Raw genomic sequence first — 13,038 nt, 5'->3', positions numbered from 1 at the left:
CCTTATAAGGAATCATGATGAACGTAACTGATACCAATGGCGCTTACCCGAATACGCCACAACCTGAACCGGAATATGGCGGCGCAAACCAGCCTTTTAACACCCCTGAACCGCCTCGTCAGCCCGGATCCGGTCCGGTCTATGACGGCGGCATGACGCCACAGAATCCGGTAAGCATGAACCCACAGCTTCAGCCTCCTGGCTCGAAAGGTGGCCTTCAGCCCCAACAACCGCTTCAGAACCAGAATCTGTCGGGAGGTCTGATTGGAACGATTGAACAAATGCTTCAGGAATTCCTTCAGAAACTGCAAAACCTGTTGAAAATGGTCGCCGGGAATACCGATCAGGGCGCGCCACCGCCTCCCTCGTCTGCCATTGCGTCACAGCCTCAGCTGATGGCAGGCAACACCGGATTAAGCGCGCCAGGCCCACAGGATATTTCGAATGTTCGTCTGGCCACACCGTCTGCCAGCGGCACCGATGCCAGCTCAACCGCTTCACCGAAAATGACCACAGGTGATACCTCGCTCAATACTGACGATCCCGATTTGAAAAAGCTGGTCGACAAATACGGCTCTGATTATCAGGCCGCGTCGAAAGAAACTGGCGTTCCGGCGAAACTGCTTGTCGCTGTCACCATGCAGGAATCTGGCGGCGATGTGAACGCGACATCGACGAACCCCGGAAACGGGAAAACCGATTCCGGCATGAACCAGATTAACCCGGATACGTATGCAGCGGTCAGGGCTGAACATCCTGATAAGCTGGGAAGCAATATGAATGATCCGAGCAATCAGATCATGTGTACCGCGCTTCTGTTGCAGCATGGCAAACAGAAATTCGGCACCTATGACGCCGCCCTTCGCTCATACAATTCCGGCGATGACCAGGTCGATAAAAACAATCTGTCGAATGTGACTATCGGCGATCCGAATTATGTGAATGAGGTGAACAAATACGCCGCCAAATTCAAGTAAGATTCAGGCGATCTTCGGATCGCCTTTTTTACGCCTGAATATTTCGCTTCTCAATCTGAGCGATATATCATTGAGTCTTGCGCTTATTCTTGCGAAGATGCACGCGCAATATTCTTGCGTTTATGAATGAATAACCTTAATAATAGAAGGGTGATTCGTTTCATTAAACCGTAATATTAAACAAGACGTAAAAGGTGTAAATCTATCCGTGAGTATTCAAACTTATCAAAATGCAAATTGATGTTAAGTGATTGTTAACCCTGAACTTTAAAACATTGATTTAAAATGCATTGATAAGATGATTAAAATAATCAAATGCTTGTCTGACCTGTTACTGAATATTCTTTACATTATTCCCTTTTCTAAAATCACGCCGCTTTCCTATCTTCAAATGTTATTTGCCGTGATAGCGTGACCTTATTCATCGGTAAAACTTCTGAAAGAAATCGTTGTATTCTTTTTGATAACGTGATCTCCTGGAGATTATCTTTCAGTTTTTCGTTTTGTGGAGTGAGCGCGTGGATACCCATTCAGAGATAACCATAAACACAGCTCAGGGACGACAAACAGAAATGTTCACAGAAGAGAATCAGGGCTGGCTTCAACGTCTGTCAACTCTGGATATCGATTTTGTGATCGAGGGCGAAACCGGGACGGGGAAGGATACGTTCGCGAGAACGCTTTATGAAATGAGCGACGTGACCGGTCCATTCATCGGCATCAATTGCGCCGCGATACCTGACGCACTGGCGGAGGCTGAACTCTTTGGCACGGTGCCTGGTGCCTATACCGGGGCGATGATGAAACCGCGCATCGGTCATATCGAATCGAGCCATGACGGGATGTTGTTTCTCGATGAAATCGACTCGATGTCCTTACAGCTTCAGGCAAAGTTTTTACGCGTCCTCGAAACCCGATCCGTGATGCGCCTGGGCAACACCGAAACCCATCCTGTCAATCTCAGGGTGATTGCGGCTGCACAACGCCCGTTAAATGAGCTGGTGGAGAAAGGCGAGTTTCGTTCCGATCTCTATTTCCGCTTGTCGACCGTCAAAATCACCCTCCCGAGCTTACGGGAAAAGGTGGAAACCATCATCCCCCATTTCCGGCATTTCGCAGCAGAGGCCGCGATTCGCTACAACACACCCTTACCCGCGCTCAATCAGTGCCTCACCGAATCGTTATTGATGCATCGATGGCCTGGCAACATGCGGGAACTCAAAGCCGCCGCGATGCGCTTTGTCCTGGGGATGCAGGTGCTGGAGAACACACGACCCGCGTCAATCAGCTGGACGCTGAAGGACAGAATGGCCCGAATCGAGTCCTGTTTAATTGAGGATTGTCTGACGCGCCATGATAATCAGGTGATGGATGCGGCGAACGAGCTGGGGATCCCGGCAAGAACGCTCTATAACAAGCTCAAATCCCTGAATTCACTGGCGAAATAAAATATTTTCAACCCCCGCTGGAACTGAAAATCGGTTCTGGCAACTTAATAAATGAATATTTCGATATTCATTTCATAAATTTAAGGAGATTGATTATGCCTGTATCATCAACTGGCGTTTCAACTGGCGCAGCGAACCAAAATGCTGACCAGTTCCAGGCGCAGATGGACACCATCGAAGCGAAGTCTATGCAAAACACCTTAGACAAGTCAGAACGTGACGTGAAAGATGCCTATGTTTCCGGCTATCAGAACTCGATCACCACCATGATCAGTTCTCAGGCATCCGACAAAATCCAGTTCTAGCGCGTAAGGAAGCCCTTCGGGGCTTCCTTTATCGAGGTCATATGAAAATCACACAAGATCCCTCTTCGTTGTTTGCCGATCAAAATGACATTTCCCTGACGCCTTCTCAACCGACGATGTCGGATGCGAGCCTGTTCGCTAATTCGCTGGATAACGAACCTGCCGATGTTGCGTCCAATGGTGGCATTCTGCATAAGGCCAGCGAGATGTTTGACCAGGTGAACAACGAGAAAAATCAACTCGACACCACCCTTCGCCGTGCCACACAGAGTACCGATCCGCTGGCCATGAACAAGGCTGAGGGTCAGCTCTCAAACTATTATCTTGAAAGCATGATGAACACAAAGATTGTTTCGAAGGCTGTGCAAAGCCTCGACAAGATCACCAATTTACAGTGACTGCATGAAACGTATTTTGCTCGCCGTCTCCATCCTGCTCTTGCTTGGATGTGATGCGAAGGTGCCGCTGAATAGCGACCTTTCCGAATCCGATGCGAACGATATTATTTCCGAGCTGGGACATTACGACATCACCGCCGATAAGCAAATCGATAAAACGGGTGTCACCTTACTCGTGAATCAGTCTGACATCGATCGATCTGTTCGTATCCTGAACGCCGCAGGCCTGCCGCATAAAGCCCGAACCAACCTGGGCGAAATGTTTCAAAAGAATGGGATTATATCCAGTCCGCTTGAGGAACGCGCTCGCTATATCTATGCCCTTTCGCAGGAGCTGGAATCGACGCTTTCCCAGATTGACGGCGTGGTGCTCGCGCGTGTCTCTGTCGTCTTGCCTGAACGCGTGGCACCGGGTGAACCTGTTCAGCCTGCCAGCGCTTCGGTTTTTATTAAGTACACCTCAGAACTCGATCCCGATGCGATACGACCCCGCATCCACCAGCTGATCGCGGCGAGCATTCCCGGCCTGTCCGGTAAATCCGATGATGCGATTTCAATCGTGTTTTTCCCGGCTGTCGCTTATCACGACCATATCAACATGGTGTCTGTCGGACCGATTCATATGCGTGAAACCACCTTTAACAGCGTTAAGGTTCTCTTGCTGGTGGTGCTGATCATGGCGTTGTTAGGCGGCATCGGGGCGGCGGTCTGGAAGCAGATTAAGAAACGAAAGCAAAGCGGAACGGATCTGGCGGTGACAAATGATTGATGAAATCGACTGGCTGAACTGGTGGCGCTCAGGGTTCGTCACCGACATTCATGAAAGCTGGGAGAGTCTGCCCTGGTTCGATCTGAGTGAGCGCGAACAGATGCGCCTTTATCAGGATTCCCCTTCAGCGGTAAGAGCGCTGTGTCAGATTCCGGTCGCGAAAGTGATCGCGCCAGATACGCGAACCCTGAAATATATCGATCTCTCTCCTGTAAGGGAAAAGGCGATGTTAAAACTGGTTTCCTCGCTCTGTAATCATCAGTACACCCATCTGTCGATTCAGGATCAGCGCTGGTGCGAACGGATTATCAAAGGCATTCGACCGGAAACCTTCTTACCGACAGGCATTGATTATCGTCGTCCGGCTTATCTCTATTCCCTCACACAAAAAATGTTTGTCGATCCGGTCTGGCAACGATTACGCCTTCGGTTCAATCGTGAGGAGGTGCTCGAATGTGAGGAACGGGGTTTAATCATTTCAGCCGGATCGCTCAACCGTGCGCGCGCCCTCTTTGATGCAGCATTGTGGAGAATGGAAAGAAAATGATCCGTCTGCCCGTCGTGACGCTCGAATTTGAACCCGACCCGATTGAGGGTGTGCTGATCACCCGTCAGATGATGGAAGAGGACAGCGCCGCCGCGTCTCTGATGGAAATCACTGAGGCGCATTGTCAGCAGCTGATTGAACAAACCGAAAAAGACATCATAGAAATGAAAAAAAAAGCCACCGAGGAACATCAGAAACGTCTCGCGCAAATCCTTGAGGAAATGGAACAGAACTTCCTCGATAAATCCGAGGGTTTGTTTGCCGAATGGTATCAGGAACGTGAACGAGATAGCGATGAAATCACCGAAAGGGCAAAAGGCCTGGTCGAAAAAGTCTTTATGGCCATGCTCGATCAGCTCCCGGATGAAGACAAACTTCACGCGGTGTTTCGTCAGATTCAGCGCAGCGCGAATACCCGCACCGAGGCGACGCTTTATCATCATCCCGATCATGCTGAAGAGCTGGCTGAATGGATGTCGAAATATCATCTAGCCATGTGGGCACTCAATCCAGATGACAAGCTTTCGCATGATGAACTTATTCTTGCCACCGACAAAGGTGAACTGTCACTGACCTGGGCAGGTTTTCAGAAACATTTGGTCTCGCGATTAATGTAAGGAGTGAAGATGTCGAACATGCTTGATATTCAAAAACGCCTCGATCACCAGCTGTCGAAATCGAACCATTCGGTTTCGGATATGGCGAAAAACATGGAGGGTCAATCCCCCACCATGCAGGATTTATTCATGTTTAAAAACGCGTTGAGGAAAGAGGCCACCGCGAACCTCGCAGATAACCAGCTTCAAACGCTCAAGCATAACCTGAGCAAATCCATCATCGATTCTATCAGCTGAACAATATGCGGTAAGGGAAACTTTACCGCGTTAAGGGATAACAGTGTTAAATCGTTCAACGCGCTTAATTCGTTCGGCTTTATTTGCCCTGACTACCACAGCAATCACTTTCCAGGCTTTTGCCCAAACTCCGCATAGCTGGTCGGAGGGTGCCTATGCGTATGCCGCGCAAAATACACCGCTGAAAACTGTCTTACAGGATTTCGCCACCAGTCACAGTGTCAGTCTTAACATCCCTGTGGATTTTGATGTCAATGTCGACGGGAGGCTTCGCGCGGATTCCCCTTCTGATTTCCTGAATCGGCTAGGTCTGCAATATCGCTTTCAATGGTTCGTCTATAACGACACGCTGTATATCAGTCGCCAGTCCGATCAAATCTCGCGACGGATCAAAGTGTCAGCCGATGCCGCGCCTGATTTAAAACAGGCCTTAACGGATGTCGGTTTGCTGGAATCGAAATTCGGCTTCGGTGAACTGCCTGATGACGGCGTTGTGATCGTGACCGGCCCTCCAGAGTATGTCCGACTGATTCAGGATTTCAGCGCGAAGGACAAGGACAAGAAAACGAGCAAACAGATGATGGTGTTTCCCCTGAAATATGCCTCTGTGGCTGACCGCAATATTCAGTATCGCGATAAAACAATTTTGGTTCCGGGTGTCGCGACCATTCTCGCTGAATTGTTAGGACAGAAAACCGGGAAGAGTGCATCAGGGGTTCAGCAAAATTCCGATGCAACAGGCGGTATGAAGGGACGGATGGAACAACAGATTCGGGATCAGTCTGATTCGATTCTAAACGACCTCGTCAACTCACAAACCTCCGGCCCCAAATCTGATGACGATGATAACCCGGATGAACTTCATCCTTACGTCTCCGCAGACGTGCGAAACAATGCGTTGTTAATTCGCGATGACCCGAGCAAACGCGATGAATATCAGTCTCTGGTTTCCCAGATTGACATCCCTCAGAAGCTGGTTGAAATCGATGCGATGATTGTGGATGTCGACCGGAAATCGATGAATGAACTTGGCGCAAACCTTCGCGGCACATTCGGGAACATCACCGCCGGGTCAACCCTCTTTCGGGGTGCAAGCTCGTTATTCGTGACCGATTATTCGCGGTTCTTCAGCCAGATTCAGGCGCTTGAGGGTTCGGGCAATGCCTCCATCGTGGCGAATCCCTCGATTCTCACCCTTGAGAACCAGCCCGCTGTGATTGATTTAAGTGACACGGCGTTTATTTCTGAGGTCGGTGAGCGCGTGGCTGAGATTGAGCCAGTCACCGCCGGAACCAGCTTACAGGTGATGCCGCGTGCGATTGGAACAGGACAACATCAAACCGTTCAGCTTGATGTCAATATCGAGGATGGGAAAGTTGACCGCGACGATGACAACAAAGCGACTGGCGATCAGAAAGTCACGATATCGACGCAGGCGCTTGTACAGGAAAACGGGTCGCTGGTAATGGGTGGCATTCATTCGCGGGAAACGGGCGACATGAGTCATCGGATCCCTGTCTTAGGTGACATCCCTTATATCGGCCACCTCTTCTCTTATACCCGTCATGAAACCAATCAACGCGAACGGCTCTTTATCATCACGCCTCACCTGATAGGCGATCAGGTTGACCCGACACGTTATATTTCAGCGCGTGACCGTCAGCAGCTGGCGAGCGACTTAAGAGGCATTCAGAACCGCCAGGAATATTCCGCGATGCGCGGCAACATCGAGAACGCGCTTCGTGATTTGGCTGAAAATAAAGTGCCGGAAGGCTTTGAATCCGGTGGTGAGGGTGTCGCGATCAATCAGCTCTGTACTCTCCCCTCTGGACTCATGGTCGACAATTCTCGCACCCAATGGTTTAACAACAAAACCGTTCAGCTGAGTGTCGGCGTGATGAAGAACATTACTACTCAACCGATTCGTTTTGATGAGTCAAGCTGTGCAGATGACGATGTGTTGGCCGCAGCGGTCTGGCCGGGTTCGACGATTGCGCCGGGTCAGCAATCTGAAATTTACGTCGCCTTCCGTTCCCGAGGTGAAAGCCGTCGTTCGCGTCAGTCTCTACTGACCTCAAATTCAAATGTGATCCGCTATCAGGAGTGAGAATGTCAAAGCTTATAACCCTCATGATAACGGTCATGGTGTTATCAGGATGCGCCTCTAAAACCAAATCGACCTGTGACGATGTTTCCTGTCGTCCGCAGTCAGATAATCACCATCTTGTTATCTGGTGGCCACAGTCAATGCGCGAATCCGATCAGAGTTATTCGAAAATGCCCGTTCGATAATATAAAGGGGAACCAATTCAGAGAGAAATTAACTTAATAGGTTGAAGGATGTCACATTCATTAGTTCATTCACATTACAGGAAACACGCTATGCGATTAAATTTAGGCGGTATGACTGACGTTGCGCCTTCTCAGGCGCGCTCGATGGCCGATAACCAGCGCTGGAGCATGAACAATCAAATGCTTTCTCGCGAACAGGATGAAACAGGAGTGTATGGTGGTCTGACAAATCCCGGCGAGATGGTCGGGAAAATGTTCAGCGGTTCGCTGTTACGCAACAATCTGTTTGATGACAACAACTCCAACGCCTTTGGTACGGGTCAGGATGCCGCGAACCTGGGCTTGAGCATGTGGAACAATTCCAGCTCGAACCCGGTGTTCACAGGTGCGGAACCTGGCGGTGCCAGTATGGGTGCGACCGTACCTGAATCCCATCTTTATTCGGTGCTGGAAGAAGTGCTTCGTAAGATGGGGATTAACATGCACGGTTCGGTTTTCAACCCGAACACAAACCCCGCGATTACGGGCGCGCTGACCGATGGCCTGACCTCTGGTCTTCAGAACCGCGAGGTGGTCAGCCAGCCCACCCCAACCATGAGCAATGATGCAAAAAGCGCAAATCAGGTCGGTAATGCGATTGGCCAGAACCTGAATGTGAACCTCGCATCAGGTGCGATCAACAATTGTCGTTTAGCCTCACCGAATCCCGCTCCGTCTGACGATAATTCCACGTCAAACCTTGCCACCTCAAACCCCGTACAGGCATCAAACGGCGCTGGCAACATCGGCGGCGATAAAGAAACGCGTGAACTGATCGGTCAGTATATGGATCAGCACACCAACGTTTACAGCAAGCCTGAAACCACTGACGGGAAAGACACCTCCTGGAAGGATGCGCTGGCCAATCAGGATAAGCTTTCCGGTAACTCAATCGCGCTGGTGAACATTGCCCGTCAGGATCTGATTACCCATCTTGAGGGCGGTAACGTCGGTGACAATCATCCTCATGGCAATGTTTCGTGTGCGATGATGAATGCCGATGCAGGTCAGACCAATGCGGCCATCGCTCAGAATCAACGTCAGCAGCTGATGACGGTTTAACGTTTCATATTGTGGATAACAAAAGCGAGGGAAGGCATTTGCCTTCCCTTTTTTTATTCGCTTCGATAATGATATCGACAGGCCATCACTTTGATCTGATTATCCTCACAGGTATAAATCAGACGATGATCCCCCTCGATACGCCGTGACCAATACTCAGGGTAATTGAGTGTTAAGCGTTCTGGTCTACCTATCCCCTCAAATGGAGAGGTGTCAATCTGTTTTATCATCATGTTAATTTTGGATAACATGGTCTTGTCCAGCTCCTGCCAGTAAAGATAATCCTCCCAGGCATTCGCAGAAAACTGAATAATTTTATTCATTAAATATCACCTAAACGTCAATAAGTTCGTGAACACAAAGATTATCTTTCTTGTCCTCTTCTATTGATTTAAGTAATCGCGAATGCATCACCGGACTTTTCATGATGTGAAAGGTTTCGTTAAGGGAATTGAATTCGGCAAGGCTCATGATAACAACCACCTTACCGTTCTTTCGATTGATAAAAACCGGCTCTGAATCATCATAAACCTTATCCATAATTGCAGTGAAATTTTGCCGTGCTGTTGAATAATTAATAAATTGCATTTGTAATTCTCCTCTAGTCTAGTGATTCGTCTCAAACTATAGAGGGCGCGTCTGGGAGGTACAATCAGCGAAAGTGGAAGAGTAGGATCAAACTGAGCGGAATAAAAAAAGGAAGGCTTTCGCCTTCCTTAATGATGTTTAACCTTTTGTGTCAGTCAAGGACTTCTCTTCCTCTGGGTTTCATACGATCCCATTCAAGATCTTCATCGGTTAATTGATACATTTCAGGAGTATCCTTTCGAGTGAAGAAAGCAAAAGTAAAAGGAATTCCCTTTGCCTCTTTCATTTTTTGTTCCTCAGCTTTCCTGTTGTCGAAACGCTCCTGAAGCATCATCCAGAACTGTGCATTACTTCCCAGCGCTTCAGAAATCTTTTCTGCAAATTCAGGAGTGACATTTACATTACCTGCAAAAAAATTGCTGATTTTTCCTGGATCAACTTTTATCCATTCAGAAAACTGAGTTAACGTTATCCGTCGCTCATAAAGAAGCGTCGAAACAATTTTCCCTGGATGTATTCTTTCATATGAACGCATGAAAAACCTCTGAAATCTAAAAATATGAAAATTAAATTTGTGGATCAATAATATTGATAATCTTAGAAATGACTTCATTCACAAGCGCTTCATCAGCTTGAGTATAATAAGTTGCTCCTCTTGAAATCAAATCAATAGCTTTGAGTTGATGACATAACACAACACCGCGAAGGTTTCCATTATCAGTATCGTGAGGAAGAACGTTAACTGTAACACCGAATGAACGAGCGGATTGAGCGCCCGTTGATATCGGACAACACATCGCGACCTTTAGCGCTCGATTTAAATCACCATCAGTGATGACAATAAAATAATGAGGGTCTTTCAATTCATGCCCGAAGACTGGGTTTGGATCAACATGCCAGATTTGACCGCGAGCGGGTGACTTCCTTGTTACCATGCCTCGTTGCCCACCTTATCTTCGCCAAATCCTTTAACGGATGCATTTAAGTGTTCAATCTCGTCCTGATCAATGGTTTTTAAAAGCTCAGAGACAGTGAATGATCCGCGCGGAATGTGTTTCGATTTCAAAGAACGCACCTCAAAACTCAAATCATGCTCCTCAAGAGCGATCGAATCGCCCACACTTAAACCATATCGTTTCACAGTGTGGCTGGGTATCGTAAAGATGATCGCGCCGCCTTGCTGTCTCAGTTTGATTGTCTGCATTGTGTTTACTCCCCTAGTGAAAGTAGAACAATTGTAGCACAACCAATGATAACATCAAGCCCTGCCATTAGATTTTTAAAATAAAGGAAATGACGAACTTGAAAATTAAAGTCAAAGGCACATTAACTCCTGAAAGATTAGCTCAGGCATTTAAAGCCACATTAAATAGCATTAGTTATTATCGAGAAAATCCTGATGAATTTATTATTAAAGGATGCACTATTTATTTTAATTTTTGGAGCAAAGAGAGGAGAGCTAATGTTAATTTTGTTTATAAAGATACGGGAGAAGAAGTTGATTATCATGAAATCTGTTTTGCCGATCCAAAACCTCCAAAGAAACCTAAAAAACCCAAGCTAAAATTAATTAAAGGCGGTAAAAAATGAGTTGATATTTTAATCTTCCTGAAACTCAATCGACATTCCTGGCTGAAGCTCTTCGATAGAACGGATCAAACGGTAAATCGCCGCGACCGATTTGATGGTTTCGCGCGGGATGAACTCTCCCTCCTCTGTCGTTCGGTATAGGTTTCGGGTGAGCCAGATGTAACGCACCACAGGTTTATTCGCGGCATGAGCCATCGCAATCACCTCTTTCGCCTCGTCATCCTGAGCCTTGAATAACACTTTCGGTAAGGCGGTTTCATCCGGGTTATAAAACAGACCCACCGCGAAATGTGTCGGGTTGACCATGACCACATCAGCCTCCTCAACGCGTTTCGCGGCGATTCGCCGCACCGGTCCGTTCAGAATTTCATGTGAAACCTGTTTGCGATGACTCTTCGCGTGAGGGTCTCCCTCAAGCTGTTTGTACTCCTGCTTGATGTCCTCATGACTCATGCGATTCTGTTTGAGATAGAAATATTTCTGAATGGCAAAGTCAGCAACACTGAACACCAGCAAAACGCCGATTGAGGTATGAGTCATGATTTTTAATAGCTCGACACCCGCTTTCATGAACCCTTCCAGATTGCCGCTTGAGAGTTCAGTTATTTCCTGAAGATGGGATCGCAGCAAAAGCATAAACACGCCGCTTAACACTACGGCTTTAAAAATGCTGATGAAGATTTGCAACCATTGTTTGACCGCGAACATTTGTTTGATTTTCGGCAGCGGATTAAGCGCATCGAATTTCGGTGCCGCCGCCTCTGGCGCAAACAATGGCCCGATCTGAATCCATCCAGCCAGCGGACGAACAATAATCACGGTGCCAGCGGTCAAAAGCGTTAACACCGAACCGATTAAGAACGCCTGACCCGCTACATCATTCACCGCCTGTTCGAACGGCACGTTAAGGCGCAGCGTCGGCAATACCATCAGCGCTTTGAGCTTTTCAATGGTGTCATCGAGCATGGCAAACACCACTTCCATCACACCCAGCATCACCAGTAACTTTGAAACGTCCTGGCTCTGGCTGACCTGACCTTTCTTGCGGTTTTCAGAAAGCTTATGATCCGTTGCCTGTTCTGTTTTTTCACCACTCATGAGGGTTCCTTTGTGAGTAGATCATGTAAGTGAGGTATCAGGTCACGCAGGGCTGAGAAGCGGACTCCGGCCATGTGTTCCAGAATCGGCAGATACACAATAAAAAACAACATACCGACAAGACATTTCAGCGGAACCGATAGCACGTTTGCCTGAAGCTGAGGCGAATAAATGCTGATGATTCCGACCGCGAATTCGATCAGCAACAACATTAAAACGAGTGGGCCGGCATAAAGCACGGTATCGGTAAAAAAGCCTGAGACCTGATCGAGTAATTGTTTAAAGCCCTCTTCTGTGAATCCTGGTAAGAGCTGGTTTACAGGCCAGAGGCGATAAGAATCCCAGATAACCTGAGTGACAAGCGACAGACCAAAGGTCATCACCAGAAACACCATCGACCATCGAAGCAGGATATCCCCGAGCGGCGTGGCGTCTGGCCCCAGCGCCGGGTTCAGCTCTCCGGCATTCAGTGCGCCGCGCTGGGAATCAAAAAGTGACCCGACCGAGTTGAACAACCAGAACGGCAGCGCAAGCAGATACCCGAGCAACAACCCGAGAATGATTTCCTTGAGTGCAAGTCCGACAATTGCCCACGGAGTGAGCAAAAGCCCGGAAATCGAAGGCTGAATGACAGGCTCAACGAACAAGGCGAGAGAAACGACTATGCCATTTCTCACCATGCCTCTGAGTGTGGAAAAGGAAAAGATAGGACAGAGAAGCAAACAAGGCATGATCCGCGCGATGCCTAAGGCAACGGCGATCATGCCCTGAAATAACGTGCCGATGATATCAGTGAACATCAGACTTTCCCGGCAGTGGCCATCATGTTAAAAGCGGTTTCGGTCAGGTTAAGCAGCTCGACCCCGACCCAGCGTCCTGACATGGCAAGCGTCCCTCCCACCGCGAGCAACTTAATCGCAAAGGGCAAGGTCTGATCCTGCAACTGCATCACCGACTGAAGCAATGACACAATCACCCCGACCACCACCGCGACCACCAGCGGGGGCGCGGATAACATCACGACAAGAATCATGGATTGTTTGAACAGATACATGACATCCATTTCACTCT

20 protein-coding genes are annotated in these 13,038 nt (G+C 48.3%); 12 read left to right on the top strand and 8 right to left on the bottom strand.

Annotated elements, in window-relative coordinates; translation table 11 throughout:
• The first annotated feature begins 14 nt into the window (after positions 1–14).
• The 11 genes from F3J36_RS02725 to F3J36_RS02680 all read left to right on the top strand — a co-directional run bounded on the left by F3J36_RS02725 (position 15) and on the right by F3J36_RS02680 (position 8,691).
• On the top strand, positions 15–977 hold the full coding sequence (locus tag F3J36_RS02725; protein WP_166718821.1) for a lytic transglycosylase domain-containing protein: 963 nt from the start codon (positions 15–17) through the stop codon (positions 975–977).
• A gap of 518 nt (positions 978–1,495) precedes the next feature.
• The gene (locus F3J36_RS02720) at positions 1,496–2,425 is read left to right on the top strand and encodes a sigma 54-interacting transcriptional regulator (RefSeq protein WP_371741991.1); all 930 of its coding nucleotides are present in this window, start codon (positions 1,496–1,498) and stop codon (positions 2,423–2,425) included.
• Positions 2,426–2,520: 95 nt separating this feature from the next.
• A complete protein-coding gene (locus F3J36_RS02715) occupies positions 2,521–2,730 on the top strand; it encodes a hypothetical protein (RefSeq protein WP_166718820.1) in 210 nt (69 codons plus the stop codon).
• Between the two features lie 41 nt (positions 2,731–2,771).
• The gene (locus F3J36_RS02710; RefSeq protein ID WP_166718819.1) at positions 2,772–3,128 is read left to right on the top strand and encodes an EscI/YscI/HrpB family type III secretion system inner rod protein; all 357 of its coding nucleotides are present in this window, start codon (positions 2,772–2,774) and stop codon (positions 3,126–3,128) included.
• A gap of 4 nt (positions 3,129–3,132) precedes the next feature.
• Entirely contained in the window at positions 3,133–3,897 is a 765-nt protein-coding gene (sctJ, locus tag F3J36_RS02705) for a type III secretion system inner membrane ring lipoprotein SctJ (RefSeq protein ID WP_166718818.1), read from the top strand.
• On the top strand, positions 3,890–4,444 hold the full coding sequence (locus F3J36_RS02700) for a hypothetical protein (RefSeq protein WP_166718817.1): 555 nt from the start codon (positions 3,890–3,892) through the stop codon (positions 4,442–4,444). Before sctJ ends, F3J36_RS02700 begins: the two co-directional genes overlap by 8 nt.
• The gene (locus tag F3J36_RS02695) at positions 4,441–5,061 is read left to right on the top strand and encodes an HrpE/YscL family type III secretion apparatus protein (RefSeq protein WP_166718816.1); all 621 of its coding nucleotides are present in this window, start codon (positions 4,441–4,443) and stop codon (positions 5,059–5,061) included. Before F3J36_RS02700 ends, F3J36_RS02695 begins: the two co-directional genes overlap by 4 nt.
• Before the next feature lie 9 nt (positions 5,062–5,070).
• Entirely contained in the window at positions 5,071–5,298 is a 228-nt protein-coding gene (locus tag F3J36_RS02690; RefSeq protein WP_166718815.1) for a type III secretion protein HrpF, read from the top strand.
• Positions 5,299–5,341: 43 nt separating this feature from the next.
• Positions 5,342–7,405: a type III secretion system outer membrane ring subunit SctC gene (gene sctC, locus F3J36_RS02685; RefSeq protein WP_166718814.1), complete on the top strand. Its 2,064-nt coding sequence runs from the start codon at positions 5,342–5,344 to the stop codon at positions 7,403–7,405.
• A 2-nt stretch (positions 7,406–7,407) separates the two neighbouring features.
• On the top strand, positions 7,408–7,590 hold the full coding sequence (gene hrpT / locus F3J36_RS24345; RefSeq protein ID WP_371741990.1) for an HrpT family type III secretion system protein: 183 nt from the start codon (positions 7,408–7,410) through the stop codon (positions 7,588–7,590).
• A 144-nt stretch (positions 7,591–7,734) separates the two neighbouring features.
• Entirely contained in the window at positions 7,735–8,691 is a 957-nt protein-coding gene (locus tag F3J36_RS02680) for a hypothetical protein (protein ID WP_166718813.1), read from the top strand.
• Between the two features lie 53 nt (positions 8,692–8,744).
• On the opposite strand, the gene F3J36_RS02675 is transcribed toward F3J36_RS02680, so the two are convergent.
• The 5 genes from F3J36_RS02675 to F3J36_RS02655 all read right to left on the bottom strand — a co-directional run bounded on the left by F3J36_RS02675 (position 8,745) and on the right by F3J36_RS02655 (position 10,483).
• Complete coding sequence (locus F3J36_RS02675) at positions 8,745–9,014, bottom strand: Txe/YoeB family addiction module toxin (RefSeq protein ID WP_166718812.1); 270 nt, start codon at positions 9,012–9,014, stop codon at positions 8,745–8,747.
• A 10-nt stretch (positions 9,015–9,024) separates the two neighbouring features.
• Positions 9,025–9,279: a type II toxin-antitoxin system Phd/YefM family antitoxin gene (locus tag F3J36_RS02670; RefSeq protein ID WP_166718811.1), complete on the bottom strand. Its 255-nt coding sequence runs from the start codon at positions 9,277–9,279 to the stop codon at positions 9,025–9,027.
• Between the two features lie 151 nt (positions 9,280–9,430).
• Positions 9,431–9,814, bottom strand: coding sequence for a HigA family addiction module antitoxin (locus F3J36_RS02665; protein WP_166718810.1), 384 nt, complete (start codon positions 9,812–9,814; stop codon positions 9,431–9,433).
• A 31-nt stretch (positions 9,815–9,845) separates the two neighbouring features.
• Complete coding sequence (locus F3J36_RS02660; RefSeq protein WP_166718809.1) at positions 9,846–10,214, bottom strand: type II toxin-antitoxin system PemK/MazF family toxin; 369 nt, start codon at positions 10,212–10,214, stop codon at positions 9,846–9,848.
• On the bottom strand, positions 10,208–10,483 hold the full coding sequence (locus F3J36_RS02655; RefSeq protein ID WP_166718808.1) for an AbrB/MazE/SpoVT family DNA-binding domain-containing protein: 276 nt from the start codon (positions 10,481–10,483) through the stop codon (positions 10,208–10,210). Before F3J36_RS02655 ends, F3J36_RS02660 begins: the two co-directional genes overlap by 7 nt.
• 98 nt (positions 10,484–10,581) lie before the next feature.
• Here F3J36_RS02655 and F3J36_RS02650 point away from each other — a divergent pair, with 98 nt between their 5' ends.
• Positions 10,582–10,869, top strand: a complete 288-nt coding sequence (locus F3J36_RS02650; RefSeq protein ID WP_166718807.1) for a hypothetical protein — start codon at positions 10,582–10,584, stop codon at positions 10,867–10,869.
• Between the two features lie 9 nt (positions 10,870–10,878).
• Here the strand turns inward: F3J36_RS02650 and sctU are convergent, their stop codons facing one another.
• Genes sctU through sctS form a run of 3 tightly spaced genes read right to left on the bottom strand, consistent with a single transcriptional unit; the run spans position 10,879 to position 13,030 of the window.
• On the bottom strand, positions 10,879–11,967 hold the full coding sequence (sctU, locus tag F3J36_RS02645) for a type III secretion system export apparatus subunit SctU (RefSeq protein WP_166718806.1): 1,089 nt from the start codon (positions 11,965–11,967) through the stop codon (positions 10,879–10,881).
• Positions 11,964–12,767 (bottom strand): type III secretion system export apparatus subunit SctT, encoded by an 804-nt coding sequence (gene sctT / locus F3J36_RS02640; protein WP_166718805.1) that lies wholly within the window; start codon positions 12,765–12,767, stop codon positions 11,964–11,966. Before sctT ends, sctU begins: the two co-directional genes overlap by 4 nt.
• Entirely contained in the window at positions 12,767–13,030 is a 264-nt protein-coding gene (gene sctS, locus F3J36_RS02635; protein WP_166718804.1) for a type III secretion system export apparatus subunit SctS, read from the bottom strand. Before sctS ends, sctT begins: the two co-directional genes overlap by 1 nt.
• Positions 13,031–13,038 lie beyond the last annotated feature (8 nt).

Source organism: Pantoea sp. Cy-640 (genome assembly GCF_011752635.1).
Classification (GTDB): Bacteria; Pseudomonadota; Gammaproteobacteria; order Enterobacterales; family Enterobacteriaceae; genus Pantoea; species Pantoea dispersa.
Note: the sequence above shows the minus strand (reverse complement) of the source record. Positions and strands in the feature narration are given on the sequence as shown.

Coding starts and splice junctions, on each gene's coding strand:
- F3J36_RS02725 (WP_166718821.1), top strand. CDS start 15: ATGATGAACGTAACTGATACCAATGGCGCTTACCCGAATACGCCACAA.
- F3J36_RS02715 (WP_166718820.1), top strand. CDS start 2,521: ATGCCTGTATCATCAACTGGCGTTTCAACTGGCGCAGCGAACCAAAAT.
- F3J36_RS02710 (WP_166718819.1), top strand. CDS start 2,772: ATGAAAATCACACAAGATCCCTCTTCGTTGTTTGCCGATCAAAATGAC.
- sctJ (WP_166718818.1), top strand. CDS start 3,133: ATGAAACGTATTTTGCTCGCCGTCTCCATCCTGCTCTTGCTTGGATGT.
- F3J36_RS02700 (WP_166718817.1), top strand. CDS start 3,890: ATGATTGATGAAATCGACTGGCTGAACTGGTGGCGCTCAGGGTTCGTC.
- F3J36_RS02695 (WP_166718816.1), top strand. CDS start 4,441: ATGATCCGTCTGCCCGTCGTGACGCTCGAATTTGAACCCGACCCGATT.
- F3J36_RS02690 (WP_166718815.1), top strand. CDS start 5,071: ATGTCGAACATGCTTGATATTCAAAAACGCCTCGATCACCAGCTGTCG.
- hrpT (WP_371741990.1), top strand. CDS start 7,408: ATGTCAAAGCTTATAACCCTCATGATAACGGTCATGGTGTTATCAGGA.
- F3J36_RS02680 (WP_166718813.1), top strand. CDS start 7,735: ATGGCCGATAACCAGCGCTGGAGCATGAACAATCAAATGCTTTCTCGC.
- F3J36_RS02675 (WP_166718812.1), bottom strand. CDS start 9,014: ATGAATAAAATTATTCAGTTTTCTGCGAATGCCTGGGAGGATTATCTT.
- F3J36_RS02670 (WP_166718811.1), bottom strand. CDS start 9,279: ATGCAATTTATTAATTATTCAACAGCACGGCAAAATTTCACTGCAATT.
- F3J36_RS02665 (WP_166718810.1), bottom strand. CDS start 9,814: ATGCGTTCATATGAAAGAATACATCCAGGGAAAATTGTTTCGACGCTT.
- F3J36_RS02660 (WP_166718809.1), bottom strand. CDS start 10,214: ATGGTAACAAGGAAGTCACCCGCTCGCGGTCAAATCTGGCATGTTGAT.
- F3J36_RS02655 (WP_166718808.1), bottom strand. CDS start 10,483: ATGCAGACAATCAAACTGAGACAGCAAGGCGGCGCGATCATCTTTACG.
- sctU (WP_166718806.1), bottom strand. CDS start 11,967: ATGAGTGGTGAAAAAACAGAACAGGCAACGGATCATAAGCTTTCTGAA.
- sctT (WP_166718805.1), bottom strand. CDS start 12,767: ATGTTCACTGATATCATCGGCACGTTATTTCAGGGCATGATCGCCGTT.
- sctS (WP_166718804.1), bottom strand. CDS start 13,030: ATGGATGTCATGTATCTGTTCAAACAATCCATGATTCTTGTCGTGATG.